This is a genomic window from Pseudomaricurvus sp. ABR4_320, assembly GCF_056159445.1.
The window spans coordinates 330,856-353,740 of record NZ_JBSWVF010000005.1 but is presented as its reverse complement, the minus strand read 5'-3'; the positions used below and the strand labels follow the sequence as shown (position 1 = coordinate 353,740).

The following is a 22,885-nucleotide window of genomic DNA, read 5'->3' as shown; positions in this document are numbered from 1 at the left end:
CAGCATATTGTGTTGCGGTAACGTGTGAAAAAGACAGTTTTGGCGTTTAAAGCATCTCTTTTGGCAGCTATCTGCCGAATTGTCGATTTGTGTCGACAATCATCATTAAAAAGTTAGTCAAGATCGATGGTTTTTCCACCATTTACACGGGAAGTTTTCTGCGTGATCCGGTGACTTACCTATACTTTCATAGTATTTGCTCCAGTCGAACACGGTCGAGTTATGGATGTAAACGCCGAAACATCAGAAAGCAGTTTTGAATACGCAGGTAAGAAAATCTCTTTTCGGCGCGGCGAGTCGTTTTTGGAAGCCTTGTTACGCCATGCTGTAGCCGTTCCATATTCGTGCCGTAACGGTGTTTGTAATGTCTGTATGAGCAAAACTGATACCGCGAAGGATGGCGATCTGTTCACAGGAACTCTGCCGGAAAAGCTGGTGGCAAAAGGGTATTTTCTTCCCTGTCGCAGTCATGCAACGCAGGGATTGCGCGTAGAGAAAGCGGACAAGCGTGATCTAGCCGTCACCGCTATCTTGAGCAAACGACGTTGGTTATCGCCGGATATTTTCCAGCTTGAATTGCTGCCAGCTACGCCATTGGATTTTCGGCCTGGCCAATTTATACATGTGTATCACCCAGATGGTGATTCACGGGCTTATTCTCTTGCCAATTGTCCTCAGCCCAACGGTAGACTTGAGCTGCATATTCGACTTAGAACCCATGGTCGTTTGAGCGCTTGGATGGCGCAATTACGAGAAGGTGAAGCCCTGCAGATTTCGCAAGCGGGTGGCAATTGCTATCTACGCCCGGCTATGGGTAATTTATACTTAGTCGCCTTTGGCGTGGGATTGTCCTCGCTACAAGGTGTGCTGCTCGATGCCTGCCGTCGCTCAAGTGCCGATCCATCCCGTTTGGTGGAATTAGTTCATGTTGTGGCTTGTGCTGAAGATGCTTATTTGAAAAATGAGCATGACATTCTGACGCAAACGTATCCGTTCTTTCGTTACGATGTGTTGCAGCGTCATGGTCAGCACGAGCAAACTCTCGACGAATTGGCTGAACGAATTACATCTGCGAAAGTAATTGATGAGCGCTCTCAGGTGTTTATCAGTGGTAATCCTGAATCTGTGGATGGCTTGTCGTCCCGACTGGCGACCCTTGGAGTGAAAACTAGCCGAATAACGACCGATCCCTATGAGTTTCAAAAGGATTTTGGGCGTGCTCATGAGTCTACTAAGGAGCTTCCATATCCGGAGACGTCTGATGAACTTTGGCAGGCGTTGGGAGGGGGCGTGAAACTGAAAGCCATTCTCGATGATTTTTATGATGCGGTCTTCTTAGATCCACGCTTGTCACCTTTTTTTCAGCATTTTACCAAGCAGCGCTCCAAGGAAAAGGTCTACAGTTTTTATCGACAGATTTTCAGTGGGGAGAAGGTTTTTTTCGGTGATCGACCGCGCAACTCACATTCCTGGATGGTGATCGACAACGAACTCTACGACTATCGTATTGATTTACTGACGCGTTCTATGCGACGCCACAATCTACCTGAAGCCTTCGTACAAAAGTGGCTGTTTTATGAGAATTATTACCGTCAGGATATCGTAAAAGAAGCGCCTCGGGGGCGTCGAGTAGGGGGTGTAGAGCAACCTGCTGGAGGTTTCGCGTATGAAGTTCTCGATGAGGGCTGTTGTTGCGACAGTTGTTCCGGTGTGATCGATAAAGGCGAGCGTGTGCTATACGAGTTGCGTACTGGGCAGGTATTTTGTCGTCACTGTCATCCCGATGGCATGACAGTGGACTGTCCTAACGCAAGTAAGTGATAACGGTTGAGCTTGAGGTGAACGAGTGTCCCACGAAAAACTGAATGAGATTTTGGTTGAGCTGAATGGATCATCGGAAGATATTCTGTTGTCGATGGTATTAACCTCCGATGGTTTGGTGATTGGCCATGAGGGTAACGTAAAAGAGCCGGATATGTTTGGCGCTTACTTTGTTGAATTACAATTGGTTTGTGAGAAGATTTTGTCCGAACTTGACTATGATGGCGTCGAGGAAATTTTTCTACGTTCGGCGTCAGGATGTGTGACAGTCGTTCCTATTCAGGCGAAGGGGTTTCTCGCCTGTATGTCGACGCCGCGGCTCAACGCCTCCAAATTGCAAATGGTCACTTGGAAGGCGGTAAGGAGCCTGGCTGACACGATTTAATTTCAGCGTTTGCGACGTTTTTTCATGGACGGTGTGATTTCCTGCCATAAGCTGCGGTAGCTGTCACTTGCCACATGTCGAGGGGCGTAACTCAACACTGGCGCTCTACGTATGCCCATTTTTTCGATCTCGGCTGACAGTGGAATGAATGCTCGAGCCAAGTTCGAATACTTCTTTCTAAGGGCTTCACAGTGTTCTCTCTGCAGTGACGTGCGCCGATCAACCATCGATAAAAAAGGCTGGATCTTTCGTTTCGGTAACCCCTTATCTTTGAAAAAGTCATAGAGCTGGGACAGAGTCCTTTCGGACAGAGGGGTCGGAATGACCGGCACCAGAATTTGCTCGGCGGCTTCAAACACATGTTCAGCGAGCAGGCTGAGGCCGGGAGGACAATCCAACACAACAAGATCATAGTCTTCTGCAACTGCCTTCAAGATTTTTTTCAGCGCTTTGCGATTGGAAGACTCCTGATTAAGGGTGAGATCAAACTTTCGATAAGAAAGATTCGCTGGCAGTACATCGAGATTCGCGAAGTCGGAACCCCTGACATGATTCATTAATTTCTCGCCGGTGTTAAAGAAACGCCGAGTTTTTAATTTGTTGGAGGGCTTAACCCGGAAATAAAACGAGGAAGCACCTTGCGGGTCGAGGTCGATCAGCAGCGTACGATTATCCTTTTGAGCTGCAGCCATTGCCAGATTGACCGCCGTTGCAGTTTTACCAACACCGCCTTTAATGCTATAGGACGCGATGATTTTCATAGATTTATCTGAGCACACGTAGATTAGGTTGAGAGTGTTAAATGTTATTGACGGTTGTCTTGGCGTTCGGGTTCGATACCAGTATTGGGATCAAACAGCGCAGAGATATCCATTTGTTTAAGAGATTCTGCAAACGCGGGCAACAGCCCAATAATATGGGATTTCGCTTGTCGACTTTCCTGTTGCATCAAGCACAAGAGGGCTCCGGCAGTCATTGTGGAGGAGAGCTCCAATTTGTTCTGCTGTTCTAGCGATGTCATGATCTCAGACAGAAATTCCTGTTGTACCGCCAGATCGTTAAATTTACCCAAATGATCTTGCAGTGCTTTTAGGTTACGCGTCAATGTTCTCGCCATGTCGACGTTGGCGATAGGTTTGAATAAATCCAAAACGTAACGTAATTTTTTGATGTGAATGCGGACTTCATGCACATCGTCATCGGGTGAATCAAAGGTAATACTGTCCGCAGCTTTGATGAGCTGATTGCTTTGTTTACGTAATTTGCGACTCGCGATGGTCGCTGCAGGTGTTTGTGCAGAAGGACCTGAGATAGCTTCAACATCGTCAGTAAACTGTTTTAATAACGATTCCAGTTGTGATTCTACCTGATGTTTCTTTAAATACTGCTTAACGCCCTGATAGGCTCGTTTACGCTCGTGAGCAATTTGCGTCTGCAGGCGTTTGAACCCCAGATGCATGGAATCCGGTAGCAGGCTGCAAAATTCATCGGCATCGAGCAGCCACACATCAAGATCCCTTTGGGCATTCGTCGCCTTGGCGAATTCTTTGAGGGATTGACCCAAGGATGATTTAAGCTCCGGTGCATAAACACCTTTCAGCAGCGATAGGATTGCGCGCATGCGACGCAGGGCGACGCGATAGTCATGGAGAAACTCGGGATCTCTGTCTCGGCTGACGCCATCCAGATTCGCCAGGACAACGTTGAGATTTTCCTGCATTGCCTTGGCAAATATCTCAATTGCCGGCTCGTCGTGACGAAATTGTAAGCTGGGCTTGCTGCGATATCCGTTATTGGTCAGCTCTTTAAGCCAGGGGCCAATAAGATCCGTCAATGGTTGCAGGGGAAGATTTTGAGGATCCGGGTTAAAACAGGCGGGGATATTGAGTTGCGACACTTCACTGTCGTAACCTCGAAGGGTACAGACTTCCAGCCCCCATTGATCTTGCAAGGGGGCTTCCTGATCGAGCAGCTGCCAATGGTGCACATTCACATGGGCGATGATTTTTTCTTCATCATCTCGCAAAACCCATGGCCACTGACGCCACAGGAGAGTGTTTTGCCAGAAGACTACCCTAGGGTACACCACAGGCTTTACGAAGCTTGCCAGCTCGTCTGGCAGGTCGCTGGGATCAATATCCTGGCTTTTGAGTTTTGAGACTCCAGTGACGAGTATCTGAGATGTCTTCAGCAGCGCCAGTGCAAAGTTACTCTCCTGCCGCAAGAGAACTTTTTTCTGGCCGAGGAGCAGGCGATCAAAGCTGTCGAGTAATTGTAGCTGTTGGTCAGGTGGACGTATTTCCGATGCTGCCAATGTGTATCCCGCAGGTAAGGTGACAGCCTCATGTAAGGCGTCGGGATCTGAGGGGGGAGGGATAAGGTGAAGCTTGGTGAGATTGCAGAATGCCTCCGGAGCGGAAAGCGGACTCGGGTTGCCAGTGGATTCGATCATTACTTTGTGCCTGTCTGCAGGCGCCTACGCCTGTACTGGATAATTCTGTGCTAACCCTAACGGGCGCCGCGTGTTTGTCAACAACCCTGTGAGTTGGTACATTCGGTCTCTGTACGCTGCTTGATTTGCCTCAGTTGATAGGATCAAAGCCGCTTTTGGAGCTTGCGGGCTCTCCCATCTAAACAAGAAATCGATACATATGTGTGACAGTGATAGTAACGCGTCGATCGGGCCTTGGCGGCGCGTTTCTCGAAAAGACGTTTATGAGAACCCATGGATCAAACTGTCCCACGATACGGTGAAAACACCGGCGAATACCGACGGAATTTACGGGGTTGTGCATTTTAAAAGCCGTGCAATCGGCATTGTACCTCTGGATGATGAGTTAAATATTTGGTTGGTGGGGCAGACGCGCTACGTGCTGAATCAATACAGCTGGGAGATTCCTGAAGGCGGCGCGCCTTTTGATGAGGAACCACTGGATGCCGCGCAGAGAGAGCTCGAAGAGGAAACCGGGCTCAAGGCGGGTTCCTGGGAGCAGATTTTAACCATGCATCTGTCAAACTCGGTCAGTGATGAAGAGGCGAGAGTCTACCTGGCAACGGATCTTGTGCAAGGGGAGTCAAGACCTGAAGCAACGGAAGATATCAGTGTGCGCAAATTGCCTTTGGTCGATGCGTTAGCGATGATAGATCGCGGTGAGATTACCGACGCTATTTCCGTGGCTGCGCTGTTGAGTCTGGCTCGCAGGCACCGTTTGTAGCTGGTTGCCTTAGTCAGTATGAATCCGGGGGGAAGATGAGCAGTCTCGATTGGTGGGTGGTTGCTCTCTACCTACAGGTCATGTTGGTCGGTTCCTGGTTTTTGGGACGCCAGCAGTCATCCCGAGATGACTATTATCGCGCCGGTGGCGAGCTGCCCAACTGGACGCTGGCCACGTCGATTATCGCGACTCAATGCTCAACGAACAGTCTGCTGGGGGCTCCGGCGTTCGTTGGATTTGTTATTGGCGGCGGTATGATCTGGCTGCAATACGAGTTGGCCGTGCCGCTCGCGATGCTGCTTTTGTGTTATCTGTTTGTACCCCTGCGTGAATCTCATCTGATCTCAATTTACAGCTTTCTTGAGCGACGCTTGGGTTTGCATTGCCGGCTATTGGCATCGGGCTGTTTTTTGTTTTTTCGGGGCATAGCGACTGGTGTAACTGTGTACGGCGTAGCGTCAGTTATCGAGTTGGTGTCCGGTATCAGCTATTTCTACGCGGTGATGATTCTTATGGGAATCACGATCGCATACGATTTGCTGGGGGGCATGAAAGCGGTAGTGCTCAGCGATGTTGTGCAGATGCTGCTGTTGATAGGTGCTATCGTCGTGGGACTGGTGTGGCTGGCAGGTCCATTGCTGGATAATTTTGAGCAGGTACGACCCAGGGCGGCCGCGCTGGTGAACGATTGGGGCTTGCAAAGTGGCAACGACTATGGCTTTTGGCCCATGTTGTTCGGCGGGCTGTTTCTCTATATTGCCTATTATGGCTGCGATCAAAGCCAGGCGCAGCGCCTCCTGTCTGCGTCCGATTTGAAAGGAACGCAGAGAATTCTACTGCTGAATGGTTTGCTGCGTTTCCCCTTGGTGTTCTGTTACTGCCTGTTGGGATTGGGGCTGGCTGTCTACGCCGCCCAACACAGTGGTTTCCTTGAGAGTTTGCCGCGTACGGGAAGCGGTGAACCCAATATCAATTTGGTCTTTCCAGGATTCGTCATGGCGGAGTTCCCGCCGGGTTTGGTGGGGCTGGTGATTGTCGGCATTTTTGCTGCTGCGATGTCGTCGGTGGATTCGGCGCTCAACAGCTTATCGGCAAGCACGGTGGAAGATTACCTGGATCGGTTCCGCCGCTTGTCTGAGAAACAGCTGTTTCTCGCTTCTAAAGTAACGACGGTAGCCTGGGGGCTATTTGCTGTGGTGTTTTCCTTTCAAGTCGAGAGCATCGCACCAACGGTTTTAGAGGCGATAAATAAAATTGGCTCCATGGCAAACGGTCCGCTTCTGGCACTGTTTGTGTTAGCCATGGTGTGTCGGCAGGTATGGCAGGGCGGCGTGCTGCTGGCTTTTTCGCTGGCGCTGCTGGCCAATCTTTTTTGCTGGTTGTGCCTACCGGACATGTCGTGGTTATGGTGGAATCCGCTGGGTTTTGGGCTGTGCTTGATATTGGCGTTTGCGTTTTCCCGAGTTAAAGGCTGTCTCGTCATTGACCTGCCAGATTTACAGGCAAGTGTTGAAAAACACTTAATTGTGACGCTGTTATTAACCTTTTTCGTAATCTTGGCAATCTGCTGTTTTTTGCAATTTCTCTAGCCTTCGTCAATCGTCGGGGACCCGTTGTTTGGATTCCGCAAAGACCCAGGCGACGAGTAGGGCGACGGTCGGGTAGCCATTACGGATAAACAGTGGGCTGTCTTCGTTGGCGGCACCTTCCAGATAACCCATTCCGAGTCGGGTACCGATAAACAGGCGCCCAAAACGCTTTTTAGCCCCGATTGACAGGCGTGCGCCTGTGTAGCCAGCTTTCGCGGCGTAGGCCGGTCGCCAGGATTCGGCGACATCCTGACTTACGCCATATAGGTAGCTGTGATATTGCTCATCACCAAACAACACGCTAACACTTGTTGTAAATGACCATTCATGCCATTCCATACGGTGATACACCCGAGGCTCAAATGTCCAACCTTGATGTTTGATGTAGTTATCGGTGGCATCTCCAACACTGAATACCGCGCGTATGGGTAGATCTATGCCCAGCTGTTGTTGATCTGCGTCCCAAATAGGCAGCTGTAGGCGAGGCCCGATTTCAACCATCGGATCCAGGTCCTCCATTCCCTCTCGGATATCGCTATCGTCACTGTCAGCGGGCAGGGCGAAGCTGGCACTGAGGCCGAGCCGTAGATGTGGGTTTTGAAACAGGTATCCCGTCAGTCCATCTCGATCTGCGCGCAGGTATTTTCCTCGATAAGCTCCATAAGGTGCGGGTAGCACATAATTGTTACTTTTATCGGAACCTGGATAGTGTGGATAGGACAGGGCGCCAATACCTGCACCCAGTTCCCAAAGAGGTTGCGTTTTTTTGTCGGTGGGGCCTTTTTGCGTGCTCGCTTCTGTCTCTGCGACGGTAGACACACTGATGAGGGAAAGGCTGATGGTTGAAGCTGTGATGAGAGTCAGTAAAGCTTGAGTCATGATATGGCTGCAGTACACGCGGGTTTGTCAGCAGTATGGCGGTTGGCGTAGATCTGCGCAAACTGTCCTCTGTTCCAAGTGCCACGATTCGAGCAATTGGTTTGTTCGAAGTCTCACAATCATCCCCCAACCATTGAAGCCGTTTCGGCGGATGCTGTGTTTTGCACCGTTAAACGTGGGGTCTTTGTTCGAACGAATATTTCGTAAGTTGGAATGCATTTTGAAAACGTCGTCTTTCTAATGTGAAGAGCGCATCACTCTACAAAATAAGGGAAACCCTTCTGCCAGCCTGAAAACGATACTTCGATGATTTCGTGACGAAAAGCAGAATGAGATTCCAAGGGTTAAGCAGAGCACAACAACACGGGAAAACGATGGAACCTTTAGAGAGATACGATCAATATTTCTTAAGTTATAGCGGCGTTAGTTTGCCGCTCAAGTTAGTGTCCCCGCTGGAAAGCGACGGCATAGAAAATCGCAACACATATTTTGGTGCCTGCCTTGATAAAGATGGGCATCTGATACTGGTTCACAAGGTGGTGTACGGCGAAATAGAACTCCACCACAGCTACCAATACGATGCCGATGGCAAGTTATGCAAAGCTGAAATTCTCGACAGCGATGGCGAGCTTCAGGAGCTTTCATTCGCTTAGGGTTGACCGCGAATTAAACACCGTTAGCCATAAAGGAGTAGGGAAATGTTTGAACACAATCAGTTGGACGGCAATAAATATCGCTTATTGGAGTCGGAAAAAGCGTACATCAATGAGGCGATACTAGAGTATCGTGATCCCAAAAATGGACAGTCTGTCAGTACCTCGGGTCGTCACCAGCATGCGGTTATCGGCGGTGTTTTGGTGGAACGCTTTTTACCTCCGGAGACGATTGGTGAGCAGTGGTCCCATGAAACACAACCGGCCTGGTGGGAAGTGGTTGGTCATCCGCCTCATGCAGGTATCGTCGCCGATTTTAATCAGGCTATGGGAGGGGAATACCTGCGCACGTTAAATCCTACCGATAATATTGTCGCGTACGGCCCCGATGGCGAACCGGTTTTAATGGATGGAGCTCAGTACCGTATGGTGAGAGCGTCGGATGAAGGTGAGTTGGTGGCGTCAAGCCTGCTGGAAATCCGCAAAAGTTATTGATCGAAATGACAGCAATGCGACAGCGGTTATTGTTTGCCGTCGATAAAGGTGTCTTGTATTTACTGATTTCAACGGATTAGTATATCCCCCGGAGCGTGCGGTACATTTGTGCCGCACTTGATTGGGGGCAGGAAAGCTAAGGGCTATTGTTATGGCAGCTCCGCTTGCAAAACGTCTAACCAGCGCGAAAGTCGCTCATCGGTTTTCTCATCTTCGTTGACCCGGTCAAATGGAAAGCCAACAAATTTGTCGTCGCGCACTGCGTTCGAATATTTGTAGGTGTAGCCTTCCGTTGGAAAGGCGCCGATGAAAGATGCTCCACGTTCCGAAAACTTATCGTAGAGAACGCCGAGCGCGCTAACAAATTGCTCGCTATGATCCTTGCAGTCGCCAGCACCAAATAACGCCATGGTTTTACCGGAAAAATCCGGCTTTTGTATGCTTAGATCCTGTAAGGGCTCTACCCAGTTATATTGAACCTCACCTGCACCCCACGTTGAGCAGCCGAGCAGAATTACGTCGTAATCAAGCCAATCTTCGATGTCCATATAATCGTCTTCAAGATCGAAAAAGTCACAGCGATCGTCACCGAGCGCTTCAATGATTTTCTCTGCAACGATTTTGGTAGACCCTGTAGAGCTACCGCAATATATCCCTATTTTTGACATGGCTGGTCTCCCAAAGCTGACTGAGAACGGATGCCGCCATGCTAGTAATTGAAACGCTTATTGGCAATCCCCTGGGGAAGCACCATTAGTTTTCATCAGTGAAAAAATAATCAAAATGAATGCACTGATTTGGATATCGTTAGCGATTTAATTCAGGAATTCACTTTTTTGGTAAAAAATAGGGCAGAGGTAAAGGCGGTAATCTTGCAGCGTGATTTTTCGACGCTCAAAAAAAATCCCGTGCACAATTCTAGTAGATTTTCTTTTGGGTTATGCACCAACTTGTCGCCATTCTGTTGTCTTTTGATAGCAGTTTGTATCTTGATCTGTATCAAAATAATGTTATATAGGGGGCAGTGTATGGTTTCCGTACTCTGAAACATAACCTTTATCGAGAGCGTCGTTCAGAGTACGGGTTTCGCAAGGGTTATTTTCTCAGTGCTTTTAGTCGTTGAATGGCTTCAACATCTTCGTCTATCTGATTCATATTGCTCATCATCTTCTGAATATAAGCGGTACTCTCTCTGACGCGACCGCCCGCTTCAATCGACGTTTGAACCAGCTTTCCAATATCGCCGCTTAAAAGTGTGCTGTCATTTCCGATTTTGGATAGGAACTCTTCTGTTTGCTGAATGGCAGAATCAATACTGTCAACCGAGTTTGTGACGTCTTTGATCGTATTGCCTGTCTTATTTAGACTCTCCTGCGTTCTGTGCGACAGCTGTCGTACTTCATCGGCAACCACTGAGAATCCACGACCTGCCTCACCGGCCCGAGCAGCCTCAATGGCGGCGTTGAGTGCCAGTAAATTGGTTTGGTCCGCAATTCCTGAGATGGAATGCAGAATTTTCAGTACTTCTTCAGAGCTATTTTTTAATGAGCCGACGGTTTGCTGCAGGAGTTGTCGCTCATCGCTCTTCATTTCGATTTCCTGAATGAAACCACCGAACTTATTTTGGACATCACTTAGGAACTCACCTGTTTGATCGGCATAGTTGTTGACTTCTGTAAAAATGTCGCCCACAGATTGAAGGAGAGAGCGGTACTCGGCAAGGTATTCAACCAATGTATTTTGCAGAGCATTAATATGTTCCAGATTGGAAATCTGTAGCGTCAAATAGTATTCGCGAAAATGTGCATAGTGGATAGGAAAGTTGTCTGCGTAAAAGTCTCGAAATTCCTGCCCGGGTTTTTTCTCAAAGAGAAAGAGAGCCGTTAGTGTCTGGTTCATATGAACGCCTAAAAGCTCGCCGAATGTCGAGAATCCCGCTGCTGGTATATTGCTGAATTCTTTTATGTTGCCCAGTTGATCGGCATTGTTTAACCGGCGCAAGATACAGTCGTTTGCGATCATCGCCAGCGGCTGGCCGGGTTTACCTCGCATAAAGTCGTTGAAGGCTTGGCGAGTCGTTCCTGCGAAATCTTTGGGATGAACCAGATGTACTTCGTCACCAAAATCTAAATCGCAGAAAAAACTGATACTTTTTTTGTCAAGGTCGATCCCGGAAATGGATCGGATAAACAACTCTTCACCAATTTCAACTGCGAAAGAGCTTTTGCCAAGCCGATCGCTGAGTTGGTCGGGAGAGCATTGAAATTTCATTGCCAAATAATCAACCACCGAGACCAGTTCGCTGCCTTTGTCAGAGAACACACTAAAGACCGTACGCGTGGGCAGATCCGATTCGGCGACCCGAAAGGAAATCGGCGACCGTTCGAAGTTGTGGCTTTTCAAGATGCCATAGCGAATATTTGGTTGCAGTTTTATAAAAATAATAACGGCTTGGTTATGCGCAACGCGTTCACCGTTGTGGACGTAGGCTTTTTGAAAATCCAATTTTCCGCCCGCTGAACCACCAATAAAAAAGCAGGGAAATCGATTGCTGGCATAGAGACCTTGCATAAAGAAACTTTCGCTGGCGGTAAGCCCATCGAAAAACGTCAATGCAAGCGAGTCTTGAAAGTTAATTTCGAAAGGAATTCGTATGTTTTGAATTTCATTGCGAATGGCTTCGATACGGTCTTTAACCGAAAGGCGAATGTTGCCGGAATGAATATCGTCGCAATGCAGCGGTACCGATCTGACAGCGACATTGGCGATCACGTCTTCACTAAATGCTTGTAATACAATGTTGTCCCAGCTGCCATCTGCGCCGTGATAGAGCGTACCGCTGTGGCTGCTAAGCTCTCCTGCCGTCATAATGCCGATTAACTGTGTTGTGAAAGGGATATCTCTCTTCAGTGCGGACAGAACCTGTTCAAAATCTAAATGAGGAGAAATAAAGGCCAAGACAAGAGGAACGTTTTCTCCGTTGCGGCTAAGTCTACTCAGTGTGGCAGAGCTGATTTCACTGCTACGCAGACTCAGCACTTTGACGACATCCTCGAGTGGTGAGGTGCTGTTTGGGTTGCTTGTTCTGGACTGAGTCCCGAAATTAAACCATGACATACTGGGTTTCCTTGCTGCCTAAACCAAATTGCTGCCATCCCGTTGGGATACTTCGGTAGCGAAAAAAGCCGTTGATAGATCTGATTGTTATGAGGCCTGATTACGTAGAATTTGGCCAATTTACTTGATGTCAGTATAGAAGAGTCTTGGCGCGAGGGGAGTTTGAATTGCTTCATGCTGTCGGTGGCGCATAAGATCGCGGCGAAGTTCGAAAGGATCTATCAATACCGTGCTTCGGGGGTGGTGCTATCTTGCGTGATTGTTTTTTATCGATCGCTTTAAGAGAAATAATTTTGCATGCTGACGGGATTTTGGAAGATTAATATCCAGTCACTTGTGATGGTTATAAACCAATAGATTTTTTAAATGCCAATCAGTTGATCAGTGCTTGCCAGATCAATCGTAACGCGAGCAGCGTCAGCAGAATATTTAGCCAGAGTTGAAAGCGTTTATTAGAGATTTTGTGCAGTAGTTTTAATCCTACCCAGGTCCCGCAAGCGCCACTGATAACCATGGCCAAAATAAATCCTATCCATTCCTTGAATTGGAAGCCGGACAGTCCAAAAACGGTAACCTTTGCTAAATGCTGCAACATAATCGCAGTAGCCACGGTCGCGACGGCGACAAAACGTTGCTCGTACAGGCGCTTGAAAAAGGCGGTGATCAGCGGCCCGGTGGCACCGATGAATAATGTGAGAAAGGTGGTGAGCGCGCCGACGCCAGCGATCCCTTTGGGGCCTGTGACTACCGCTGGCAAGGGTGGCCCCCAGCAGAGATAGAGAACAAAAAACGCAATGGCCAATTGCCAGACACTGGCGGGTAGCTGGATCAGCAGAGGATAGCCAATCAGAGCGCCGATAACTAAACCCGGTATAAACCAGAGGATGGTTCGCCAATGAATGTGACGCCAGGCCATTAAGGCCCGGCCGCTGTTCGATCCTAATTGAATCATTCCATGCACGGGAATAATGGCTTGGGCGGGAAGACAAATTGAAAGTACGGTCAACAATAAGATGCCACCACCTGCGCCTAAGCACGCGGTCATCATTGAAGTCAGAGCGGACAATAAAACCAGAAGCAGTGCGGTTACTGGATCGAGAACGGCGGGAAGCCAGGTGGTGAGAGTGATGGGGATACCTCGTCAGTTATTGCGTGCAGACCCTGGAGAGTCTCTAGTAAATGAAGTGCGCCGTTAAGGTGGCGTAAGATTGCTCATTGTTCCTTGGGTAAACCGCGTTTTTGCAATCATTTTTCCTGCTGTCGGCGACCTCATCAACAAGAACCAGAGCATACCGAATTCACTGGCGCGGCACCTCATCAATGTGGGGTGCCGTTCTATAAGGTTGGGTGATCGCTCGTCAGATCGTTAGAAACCTCCCGAGTTTGGACTCAGTGATTGGGCGTGCTCTTAAGGCTTTCTTCACGAACCCGTCGAAATTCAGACGATTCTGACCAAGTCGGGTATGCGGGATCTAATGCTACCGAAAGCCCCGTTTTGTAGTACATCATCAGGTCGGTCAGGGTGCCGGATAAATCCCAATCGTCATGGATTTCATCGCTGATCCCGTGATAATCGTTGGCGTCATAGGCCGCGCGTTTTTGGGCACCATAACCCTTCGGTTTGCCGATGATCTCTTTGCCGCTCTTCGCATAGAGTCCCGGCACGCCGTATTTCGCAAAGCTGAATTGATCTGAACGATAGTAGGAGCCTTTCTCCGGAGCCACGTCGGGAACAATGATGCGATCTTCTGCGTTGACAACGGCTTTCAAGTTATCCTGAAGACTGTTTTGCCCATAGCCGATAACCTGTACGTCACGTGTTGGCCCCCAGACATTCAATGCATCCATATTGATAACGGCCAGAGATTTTGTCAGCGGGTAGAGGGGATTTTCGGCGTAGAACTTTGAACCCAGTAGACCTTGCTCTTCTGCAGTGACCGCCAGAAACAACAGGGAGCGGGGAGAGGCGGGCTTCGCGGTCTTAAACGCTGTTGCGATCTCCAAAAGCCCCGCCGTACCCGTCGCATTATCAAGGGCGCCATTGTAGATTTGGTCGCCATCTAGGCTGGTATCTTTGCCAAGATGATCCCAGTGCGCAGAATACAAAACATACTCATCTGCCAGTTCGGGATCCGCGCCAGGTATTTTGGCGACGACATTTTGTGATTCAATTTCGCGAACACTGTTTTTAATGGTTCCGCTTAATGTGGCATCCAGAGCAACGGGTTTAAAGTCTGGCCGTATCGCTTGGGCTTTTAGAGCATCCAGGTCCTGACCGCTGGCGGCCAAAAGCTGTTGAGCTTTTTCTCGGGTCAACCAGCCCTGAATGGGGATTCGATCGCTGTTGCCGTTGGGGTTGGCCAGTTCAAACGCCTCTCCACTCCAGGAATGTTCAACTACGTTCCAACCGTAGGCGGCGGGTTTGGTTTCATGGATGATTAAGACTGCATCGGCACCCATGGCTGAGCCAATTTCATATTTGTACGTCCAGCGCCCATAGTAGGTCATGGCGCTACCACCAAACATGTCAGCGTCCAACTGGCTAGGGTCTGCTGCATCTGGAACGGAGGGATCGTTGATGAGCATAACCAACGTCTTGCCATGCATATCTTCCCCTTTGTAGTCATCCCAGTTGTATTCCGGCGCCTGCACTCCGTAGCCAACGAAAACCAGAGGCGAGTCAGCAATGGACACTTCGGGCTGGAACCGAGATGTGCTTGCGACATAGTCTTTACGCCACGCCATGGGAATGTCTTTGCCGCCAGCCGTTAACGATAACGTTGGCTCTCCAGTGATGCCGACCAGAGGCACTTTTTGGACATAACTGCCGTCAGGATTACCAGGTTCAGCCCCGAGCTTTTTGAACTCATTGACCAGATAGTCAACGGTTTTGTCTTCTCCAGGCGTCCCGGGAAGCCGGCCTTCAAAATCATCGGACGCCAGTGTTGCGATGTGGGATTCCAATCGCTCGACATCCATCGGTGTTGAAACAGTCTGTGCTTGCTGGTCGTTGGTTGAACAGGCGGCTAGGGCAGCAGCAAAGAGTGCTGTTCCCAGGCGCGGTGTGAATAACGGCATAGAGTCCTATCCTCGGGGTTACTGATTGGGCCTACAACCAAAGATGAGCTTCTATTATCTTCGAGTGCAGGCATACGACAAAGACGAACCCAGGATAGGATCCCACAAAAGTATCTCTAAGCAGGCAGAGTAACGCTTGCTGCGTTCGATGGTGCCTCTGCGGGTGCATCCGGAACAAGGGACAATGCCAATATGGTATGGCCTGGCGCCGGGGAGTGATTTCCGGCCGCGGTGATGGGCTGGATTTTGTTTTTGTCTTTAATAATAAAAAGTGGCAATCTCCGATCTTCGTATTTGGCTTTATAGGCTGCCCAGTTAAATTCTTCGGAGAGCGTTGTGCTGCGGATGCTGTGTCCTTGGCTGATTAGACTGGCGAGATCAAAATAGGCGACATCTTCTCCAAAGAGTTTTTGTCCTCGATAGTGGCCGTTAATTTGATGTTTGTCGGTTTGGTTCTTCTCTGTGGAGTTGCCGATGCTGTAAATGTTTTCAACACCAAGCACGGTGCGGTAATGAACCGAAGAAATGATGTTGATGTAACGCTGCGCTGATAGTGCCAGCAGTGAACCAATGCCGCTTAAATCCAGATGGGTATCTGCTTTTTCGGAGACCGGGTTGCCATAAAAGGTATCCAGGCCTGCCATTCTTGCCTGACGAATGGCATCCCAACTGGAATCAGCAATCACACAGCGAACATCATACTTCTTTAATTCCGAAGCGATCGCACGGGAAAATGCATTGGAACCTATGATCAAAAAACCCCGGGGCAGTGGCTCGGCAACACCGAGTTTGCGGGCGACGAAACCGGCGGTGGCACTTTGCAGAACGACTGTACCGATAATCATCGCGAAGGTTAGGGGCACCAGTAGAGACGCTTCTTCGTAACCATTAGCGACCAGTTTTTCGGCGAAGATCGCGGAAATAGCCGCCGCAACAATACCCCGTGGTGCAATCCATGACAGCAGGCCTCTTTCTGGCCAAGTGATGTCGAGCCCCCAAGTGCTAACCAGAATTTTCGCCGGACGGGCAATAAACTGAACAACCGCCAGCAATATAAGCGCCTTCCAGCCGATATCGAGCATTTGCTCCAGGGGAATGCGTGCGGCCAATAGAATGAAGAGGACAGAAATCAACAGCAGGCTGAGATTTTCTTTGAAGTTTAGAATAGGGTGAATGTCGACATCTTTCTTGTTCGCGAGCCACATTCCCATGACCGTTACGGTGAGAAGTCCGGACTCCTCTTGCAGTGCATTCGTGCCTGCAAAGGCCACGAGAACGACACTGAGAGTGGCCAAATTTTGCAGATACTCGGGAATGGCGTTGCGCGACAAAAGCTGGCCCAGCAAATAGCCGGCAACGACTCCAACCAGGCCGCCAATGGCAATGATCTGTAAAAACACCAGCAGCACATGGGGGATGGCTGATTGCTCTACGCTGGCGATGATGAACTCGTAGGTGAGTACTGCCATGAGTGCACCTATGGGATCAATCGCGATGCCCTCCCAGCGCAGAATATTGGCAATCTTGCGGTTCGGGCGGACCGTTCTCAGCATGGGCACGATAACGGTCGGGCCGGTCACAATAACGATAGCTCCAAAGAGAGCGCTGATTTGCCAGCTAAAGCCCATGATCCAGTGGGTGGCGGAGGCGACGATTATCCAGGTGACGAGGGCGCCGATACTGATCATCCGTTGCACGACGCGACCAACGCCGCGCAGCTCGCGAGCCTTCAACGTAAGGCTGCCCTCAAATAAAATGACCGCAACAGACAGTGCTACCATAGGCATTAGCAGGTCGCCGAGCAATTGATCCGGGTTTACCCAGTTCAGCACTGGTCCGGTGATCAATCCCGATAGCAGTAAAAACAGAATGGCTGGCAACCCAACCCTCCACGCGGCCCATTGGCAGAACATGGCGAGTAACAAAATAGCGGCAATCAGGAGTTCGGTATGATGCATGGAAGTTTCATTTATGTCTTATGGGGCATTGGGGCGTGCTGTAAAGAGGTCAGACTGCTGACAGCCTTTGGAATATACGTCATTCGAGCCAAGAAGGCCCTGGCGTTCTGTAAGTGTAGTTTCGCAGGGTGAGAGAGCGGGAAATTCATGGACAAGTTAATCGGCGTTGATGTGATCTCAGGGGTGCCCAGCTGTGATGGGGGCATCGACTGGGATGCACTGGCGGTAAACTATTTTGAGCACATTCTAAGTCCGTTTGCGCCTGTTATGGTGGCGCCAGATAAAGACACAGGTCCATGCCGAAATCCCCTGGTTAACTGGCTAAGGCAACAGGCCACATCTTTGAAAGGTTGCCGTTTATTGGATTTTGGCTGTGGCCCCGGAAACTTATTGAGGTTTCTGCCAAAAGACGTCGGCAAGGTAACGGGGATTGATCTAAGCGCTAAAGCGATCGATATTGCGCGATCGAAGGCGGAACGGTTAGGGATAAAGTCGTTTGTCGGTTTGGTGAACCCATTGGTCAAGCAGACTTTCAATGACGACTTTGATGTCATCGTCAGTGTAAATTCCATCCTGCCGGATTCGCGAGGGGAGGTGGTCCGTATCTTAAAGCGCTTGGCTGATCTGTTGAGCGATAAGGGGAGAGTGTTAGCGATAATGCCCTCTTTTGATACAACCCTGTATCTGAGAGAGTTGAATAGCGACCATTTGCGGGCGCAAGGGCTGCCAGAATCCCGAGTCGCGCATAGTGAACGTGCATTCAATCGGCGTCGCCGCTTATGTGAAAGGTCTTTGGCATTTGCCGATGATGGCCTTCATATTCAGTGCTACCACACCCCGGAATCTATCCTAAATGAGGCCTCTCTGGCGGGACTGGCTGTCGTAGAAGGTCCGACTAAAGTCTACTATCCATGGGCGCTGACGCAGAAATTCGGCTACGGCCACTACCCGTGGGCAGATGAAGAAATTTGGGACTGGTTTGTGGTCTTTGAGAGGGCCAAGCCTTAAAGCCTTGGCTTCAGCGCCGTTGCAGGGTTTATGAGAAAAGGTCGCATTGACATATAAATAGACCTTTTTGGTGCGCTTTTGGGCGGCCTGGAATTCTCGTGCGTTATTTTGGTGTTCTGTTATAGTGCCCTGCATCTCGAGGGTACCCCGTTTCTGAGTGATGTCTAACGACCTTCTATTTTTCCGCAGTATTGATATTTTCTAAATCGTGTTCTTGTCCGTCTTCTGTCGAAATCCGTGCTTCTAGTCTTGATCGATTAGTGTTCTGTTCGTTGTTGATTGTCGTCTTGTAACTTTTACGGAGCCGAAGTAATTCATACAGTTGTTTGATGAAAATGGTGCCAAAGATGGTTAGCTTAGAGATCCCTCATCAGTGGTATCAATGAACGTTGGTCCTGTACAAATCCCTCTGCCTTGTCAGCAATTTGTGTTGCCGGATGTGTGGTTGAGGCGAGGGGAATTTGACGGCGTACATCACAGATAAATGGGGCTTAGAAAGACTCAGAGAAAATTGGCCGTGTTTCAGCGAACTCACCCTGCCTGCCCGTGGTCTAAAGTCACAACTCAAGAAAGGGAATTCGAAGCTTACATTTCTTTTTCTCTGCATGGCAAAGTTATTGCAGATTTCATGTTTATCAAGGCTGGTGCGTCTTTCCGAGGGAAAGTAGCTGCGACTCATGCTTGAGTTGGGTGATCAATCAGGGAAGCCCTGTCGATGCCTGTGGCTCCAGAACCAATCGATAACAGTTCTCAATGAGAGGGTGGCCGTTTACGGTTTTCCGTTGTATTTGGTTCCGGTTTGCCACTGGATTGCATATTTTTTGGTAAGGAAAGTAAGGTTGTTAAATGGCGCAGCGCTCTACAGCTCTGGCATTCCTCTCTAGCCCAATTAAGGGTTCTGCAGAGAGGATCTCTTCAATGCGTGTGACCGAGCACCGCAAACGCCCGTCAGCTCAATTGCTGATGGCTGTTTGTATCGGTTTGATCAGCGCGATGTCTTTCGCGCCTCTGGGATTTGCTCAAGAAGGTGGAGATGAATCGGTATCTGCCGAGAATCAGGCGGGCGGTGGTGAGCCAACGCCGGAAGCGGCTTCTACAGGTGATTCGAACAAACCTCAACAAAACAAGTTGCCGGATGGTAAACCGGAAGAGGTCCTGTTTAATATTCTCAAAGAGCGCTCTCGGGCCATGGCTAAGAAATCATTTTCTCCGCCAGGTAATCGCGCGCCGGAAGTTCTACGTAACCTTTCGTTTGAACAGTATCAAGATATTCGCTTTCGGCCAGAGGCAGCGCTTTGGCGAGGCGAATCACTTTTTGAAATCCAGTTATTTCATCCAGGGTTTCTCTACAACAGGCCCGTCAATGTTCACGTCGTAACGCCGGACTCTTTGCTGTCTGATGTATCGTTTAACGGCGACCTTTTCAATTATGGAGACAGTGTTCGCTCCCTGCCGCAGGAACTCTCTGACGGATTGTCGTTTGCAGGGTTGCGCGTTCACTACCCCATTAATAATAACCACTACAAAGATGAAGTGGTTGTTTTCCAGGGGGCCTCTTACTTTCGTTTGGTCGGACCAGGACAAACCTTCGGGTTATCCGCGCGCGGACTGGCAATTAATACGGGTGAAGCCGGGGGGGAGGAGTTTCCGATCTTTACCGATTTCTGGCTAATCAAGCCAGACCCAAACGCCAGCAGCCTTTACATATTGGCCATGTTGGATAGCCCTTCGGTAGTGGGAGCCTATCAGTTCAAGGTCGACGCATCTCTGTCATTAGGTATGGAAGTTAAGTCCTACTTAGTTGCGCGCCAGGACATCAACAAACTGGGTATGGCGCCTCTAACCAGCATGTTTTTTCACGGGGAAAACAGCAGCCGCTTTTTCGACGACTATCGTCCAGAGGTTCACGACTCCGATGGCTTACAGATGCGCACCAATGCCGACGAGTGGATTTGGCGGGCATTGACCAATCCTGCGTCGCTGCAGATTACGTCTTCAGTCATGGAAAACCCCCGCGGTTTTGGTTTACTGCAACGTGACCGAGACTTTGACTCGTTTTTGGATCTGGGTGCGCGCTATGAAAAACGCCCCAGCTTCTGGGTAGAGCCATTGGGTGACTGGGGAAAAGGACGTGTCGAATTGGTCGAAATCCCCACTGCGTCTGAAACCAATGACAATGTGGTGGCCTATTGGGTGCCGGAAGCACCTCTTCAAAAGGGGCAGGATAGGTCGTTCGCCTATCGAATTCGCAGTGTCGACGGCGATGTTATCCCGGGAGAGGTCGCGAAAGTGATTCGTACCCGCGTTGGCCGTAGCGCTGTCGCTGGTCAGCGCAATCCACCGCCGGAATCTCAGCGCCGCATTACGATCGACTTCAAAGCTGATGCTTTGGGAGATGTTGCTTCTGATGTTCCCGTACAGGCAAGCCTTTCGGTTTCCCGAGGCCAAGCCAGTGATGTTCGCGTGACGCAACTGCCCGATGGTGATGTTTGGCGGGCTTCCTTTATTTTGACACCTGAATCTGATCAGCCGGTCGATATGCGGCTGTACCTGACACTGAGAAACCAACGCTTGAGCGAGGTATGGAATTATGTTTGGAACCCAAACACCATTCAGTGAAAAACGAGCGCTGGTAAAACGGCGCCGTACCGCAGAAATACGTATGCCGTTTAGGCGGCTGCGCCTACTTGGCTTTATGACCTTGGTCATACTGTCGACGTTAGGCGGCGTCTACATGATGCACGAAATTCTGAGTGCTAACGGCACAACGCTATTAGAAGCGGTACTGTTATTCTTGTTTTCACTGACATTCGGTTGGATCACCATTTCATTTTGGACGGGGATCTTTGGCTTTTTGCTGCAGTTGTTTCGGATTGATCCGATGAGTTTGACGCGTCGCTCCAGCACGCCTGAACCCGGTCCCGTTCGAGGAGTACGAACTGCGGTAGTGATGCCGATTTATAACGAAGACACTCAACGGGTCATTGCCGGGTTCGAATCCAGTATGCGTTCGCTGGAAGAGACAGGTGAAATCGGTAATTTCGATTTCTTTTTGTTGAGCGATACTCAAGATCCCGAGATCGCACAAAAGGAAAGCGACGCTTGGGCTGCTCTTTTACGTCGTCTGGGGCCTCTAAAAGAACAGGCTTTTTATCGGCGCCGTGAAAAGAATACTGAGCGTAAAGTGGGTAACCTTGCAGATTTTTGCAAAAACTGGGGACATCTTTACGAGGGCATGATTGTCCTTGACGCTGACAGTATTATGACTGGCGACTGTATGCTGTCTCTCGCTCGTGCGCTGCGGGACAACCCTAAAGCGGGTTTAATTCAAACGGTTCCGATCCCCGTACGCCAGGATACGTTCTTCGGTCGGTTTCTCCAGTTTGCTGCCACTCTCTACAGTCCGATGTTGGCAACAGGTCTGGCATTTTGGCAGACAGATAATGCGAACTACTGGGGGCATAATGCCATTATCCGAGTCAGAGCGTTCAGTGATCACTGTGGCTTACCCAGTCTGACTGGCAAAGGCCCATTCTCCGGAGACATTCTCAGTCATGACTTTGTGGAAGCGGCTTTATTGAGTCGAGCCGGTTGGGACGTGATACTGCTGGCTGATCTTGAAGGAAGCTATGAGGAAGTTCCCAGTAATATTCTTGATTATGCAACGCGCGACCGTCGCTGGGTACAAGGTAACATTCAGCATTTAGCACTGCTGCGCATGGCTAAGGCGAGGGTAATCAGTCGTTTGCACTTTTTACTGGGTGCCACAGCGTATATCTCGTCGGTCATTTGGCTATCCATGTTGATGTTAAGCACGGTGGATGCGGTTAGCCGGGCCGTTGGGAACAAAAGCTATTTTACTCAAACGTATCAACTCTTTCCTGATTGGCCGATTGCCAAGACTTCTCTGATTTTCTCATTGATTTCTATCACGGTCGCCATGCTTGTTTTGCCGAAGATCTTGGGGGTTATTGTCGCGCTGGTTCATAAGCGGGAAGAGTATGGTGGTGCTGCTCGTCTTATCGCAGGTTCCGTGTTTGAAACAATCTTTGCAATATTGATCGCACCCTTAATGATGTTGTTCCACGCCTACTTTGTTATCAGCGTCTTTTTGGGACGCAAAGTGAGTTGGAATGCTCAGCCTCGTGAAGGTCGAATGGTGTCTTGGAGCGAATCTTTCCGACGTACACGTTATTTGATTGCTACGGCATTAATATGGGGAAGCGTGACCTGGTATTTTTCACCCGTGTTTTTTTACTGGATGTGCCCAGTGTTGCTCGGGTTGCTATTGAGTACGGCAATTGTCCGTTATTCCAGTAGTTTGACCTTCGGTAAGATGTTGCGCGCCAAAGGATTGTTTCTTTGCCCTAATGAAGTGTTTCCCCACAAAACGCTCATTGATGTGGATCGAAATTCTGTTGCCCGTCCTATGCTGGTTTCGGGCGAGCTACGCAAGTTCCCAATGCCTCCCATTATGGAGCGGGATATGCCCATACAGAACTTTCGAAAATATCGCCGTCCGGAATTGCAGTTTGGAGATGACAGCAGGGTGACGGATGCAGATAAAGACGCTTCCTCAACTGCCAGCGTACAGCTGCACTCCTAATCGCAATTGGCCAGCGGCCTGTCGTGCCGCTGGCGTTTCCCTTCCTCTTTTTGTGCTTCAGTCCACAAAAAGGTAAACTTT

At 49.5% G+C, this 22,885-nt stretch carries 17 protein-coding genes and 1 pseudogene; 10 read left to right on the top strand and 8 right to left on the bottom strand.

Annotated features, from left to right (window positions below; translation table 11 throughout):
• Positions 1 to 222: 222 nt before the first annotated feature.
• Positions 223 to 1,821 (top strand): FAD-binding oxidoreductase, encoded by a 1,599-nt coding sequence (locus ACXAFR_RS13045; protein ID WP_475177535.1) that lies wholly within the window; start codon positions 223 to 225, stop codon positions 1,819 to 1,821.
• A 25-nt stretch (positions 1,822 to 1,846) separates the two neighbouring features.
• Positions 1,847 to 2,206 carry a roadblock/LC7 domain-containing protein gene (locus ACXAFR_RS13040; protein ID WP_475177530.1) on the top strand — a complete coding sequence of 120 codons (360 nt, stop codon included), beginning with the start codon at positions 1,847 to 1,849 and terminating at the stop codon, positions 2,204 to 2,206.
• A 2-nt stretch (positions 2,207 to 2,208) separates the two neighbouring features.
• On the opposite strand, the gene ACXAFR_RS13035 is transcribed toward ACXAFR_RS13040, so the two are convergent.
• Entirely contained in the window at positions 2,209 to 2,967 is a 759-nt protein-coding gene (locus ACXAFR_RS13035) for a ParA family protein (RefSeq protein WP_475177527.1), read from the bottom strand.
• Between the two features lie 44 nt (positions 2,968 to 3,011).
• Positions 3,012 to 4,658 carry a CHAD domain-containing protein gene (locus tag ACXAFR_RS13030; protein ID WP_475177525.1) on the bottom strand — a complete coding sequence of 549 codons (1,647 nt, stop codon included), beginning with the start codon at positions 4,656 to 4,658 and terminating at the stop codon, positions 3,012 to 3,014.
• A gap of 199 nt (positions 4,659 to 4,857) precedes the next feature.
• On the opposite strand from ACXAFR_RS13030, the gene ACXAFR_RS13025 reads away from it, so the two are divergent.
• Both ACXAFR_RS13025 and ACXAFR_RS13020 read left to right on the top strand, forming a co-directional pair.
• A complete protein-coding gene (locus tag ACXAFR_RS13025; RefSeq protein WP_475177521.1) occupies positions 4,858 to 5,421 on the top strand; it encodes an NUDIX domain-containing protein in 564 nt (187 codons plus the stop codon).
• A gap of 35 nt (positions 5,422 to 5,456) precedes the next feature.
• Positions 5,457 to 7,010, top strand: a complete 1,554-nt coding sequence (locus ACXAFR_RS13020; protein ID WP_475177519.1) for a sodium:solute symporter family transporter — start codon at positions 5,457 to 5,459, stop codon at positions 7,008 to 7,010.
• A gap of 6 nt (positions 7,011 to 7,016) precedes the next feature.
• Here the strand turns inward: ACXAFR_RS13020 and ACXAFR_RS13015 are convergent, their stop codons facing one another.
• Entirely contained in the window at positions 7,017 to 7,889 is an 873-nt protein-coding gene (locus ACXAFR_RS13015) for a MipA/OmpV family protein (RefSeq protein WP_475177517.1), read from the bottom strand.
• 374 nt (positions 7,890 to 8,263) lie between these two features.
• Here ACXAFR_RS13015 and ACXAFR_RS13010 point away from each other — a divergent pair, with 374 nt between their 5' ends.
• Together ACXAFR_RS13010 and ACXAFR_RS13005 are read left to right on the top strand one after the other, a co-directional pair.
• Complete coding sequence (locus ACXAFR_RS13010; RefSeq protein WP_475177514.1) at positions 8,264 to 8,542, top strand: DUF6156 family protein; 279 nt, start codon at positions 8,264 to 8,266, stop codon at positions 8,540 to 8,542.
• Between the two features lie 45 nt (positions 8,543 to 8,587).
• Positions 8,588 to 9,037, top strand: coding sequence for a hypothetical protein (locus ACXAFR_RS13005; protein ID WP_475177512.1), 450 nt, complete (start codon positions 8,588 to 8,590; stop codon positions 9,035 to 9,037).
• A 149-nt stretch (positions 9,038 to 9,186) separates the two neighbouring features.
• Here the strand turns inward: ACXAFR_RS13005 and ACXAFR_RS13000 are convergent, their stop codons facing one another.
• The 3 genes and pseudogenes from ACXAFR_RS13000 to ACXAFR_RS12990 all read right to left on the bottom strand — a co-directional run bounded on the left by ACXAFR_RS13000 (position 9,187) and on the right by ACXAFR_RS12990 (position 13,199).
• Complete coding sequence (locus ACXAFR_RS13000) at positions 9,187 to 9,705, bottom strand: flavodoxin (protein WP_475177510.1); 519 nt, start codon at positions 9,703 to 9,705, stop codon at positions 9,187 to 9,189.
• A gap of 508 nt (positions 9,706 to 10,213) precedes the next feature.
• Positions 10,214 to 12,154, bottom strand: a pseudogene (locus tag ACXAFR_RS12995) (methyl-accepting chemotaxis protein); the annotation flags it as partial.
• A gap of 373 nt (positions 12,155 to 12,527) precedes the next feature.
• A complete protein-coding gene (locus ACXAFR_RS12990) occupies positions 12,528 to 13,199 on the bottom strand; it encodes a sulfite exporter TauE/SafE family protein (protein ID WP_475177659.1) in 672 nt (223 codons plus the stop codon).
• On the opposite strand from ACXAFR_RS12990, the gene ACXAFR_RS12985 reads away from it, so the two are divergent.
• A complete protein-coding gene (locus ACXAFR_RS12985) occupies positions 13,168 to 13,350 on the top strand; it encodes a hypothetical protein (protein ID WP_475177664.1) in 183 nt (60 codons plus the stop codon). The genes ACXAFR_RS12990 and ACXAFR_RS12985 overlap by 32 nt on opposite strands.
• 193 nt (positions 13,351 to 13,543) lie before the next feature.
• Here ACXAFR_RS12985 and ACXAFR_RS12980 read toward each other — a convergent pair whose 3' ends face one another.
• Both ACXAFR_RS12980 and ACXAFR_RS12975 read right to left on the bottom strand, forming a co-directional pair.
• Entirely contained in the window at positions 13,544 to 15,232 is a 1,689-nt protein-coding gene (locus tag ACXAFR_RS12980; RefSeq protein WP_475177508.1) for a M28 family metallopeptidase, read from the bottom strand.
• Positions 15,233 to 15,348: 116 nt separating this feature from the next.
• Positions 15,349 to 17,190: a cation:proton antiporter gene (locus ACXAFR_RS12975; RefSeq protein WP_475177505.1), complete on the bottom strand. Its 1,842-nt coding sequence runs from the start codon at positions 17,188 to 17,190 to the stop codon at positions 15,349 to 15,351.
• 147 nt (positions 17,191 to 17,337) lie between these two features.
• On the opposite strand from ACXAFR_RS12975, the gene ACXAFR_RS12970 reads away from it, so the two are divergent.
• The 3 genes from ACXAFR_RS12970 (at position 17,338) to mdoH (ending at position 22,804) form a co-directional block, all read left to right on the top strand.
• Positions 17,338 to 18,198, top strand: coding sequence for a class I SAM-dependent methyltransferase (locus tag ACXAFR_RS12970; RefSeq protein WP_475177501.1), 861 nt, complete (start codon positions 17,338 to 17,340; stop codon positions 18,196 to 18,198).
• Positions 18,199 to 19,116: 918 nt separating this feature from the next.
• Positions 19,117 to 20,817, top strand: coding sequence for an OpgD/OpgG family glucan biosynthesis protein (locus tag ACXAFR_RS12965; protein WP_475177500.1), 1,701 nt, complete (start codon positions 19,117 to 19,119; stop codon positions 20,815 to 20,817).
• Complete coding sequence (gene mdoH, locus ACXAFR_RS12960) at positions 20,789 to 22,804, top strand: glucans biosynthesis glucosyltransferase MdoH (RefSeq protein WP_475177498.1); 2,016 nt, start codon at positions 20,789 to 20,791, stop codon at positions 22,802 to 22,804. The genes ACXAFR_RS12965 and mdoH overlap by 29 nt, the downstream gene beginning before the upstream one ends.
• Positions 22,805 to 22,885: the final 81 nt, after the last annotated feature.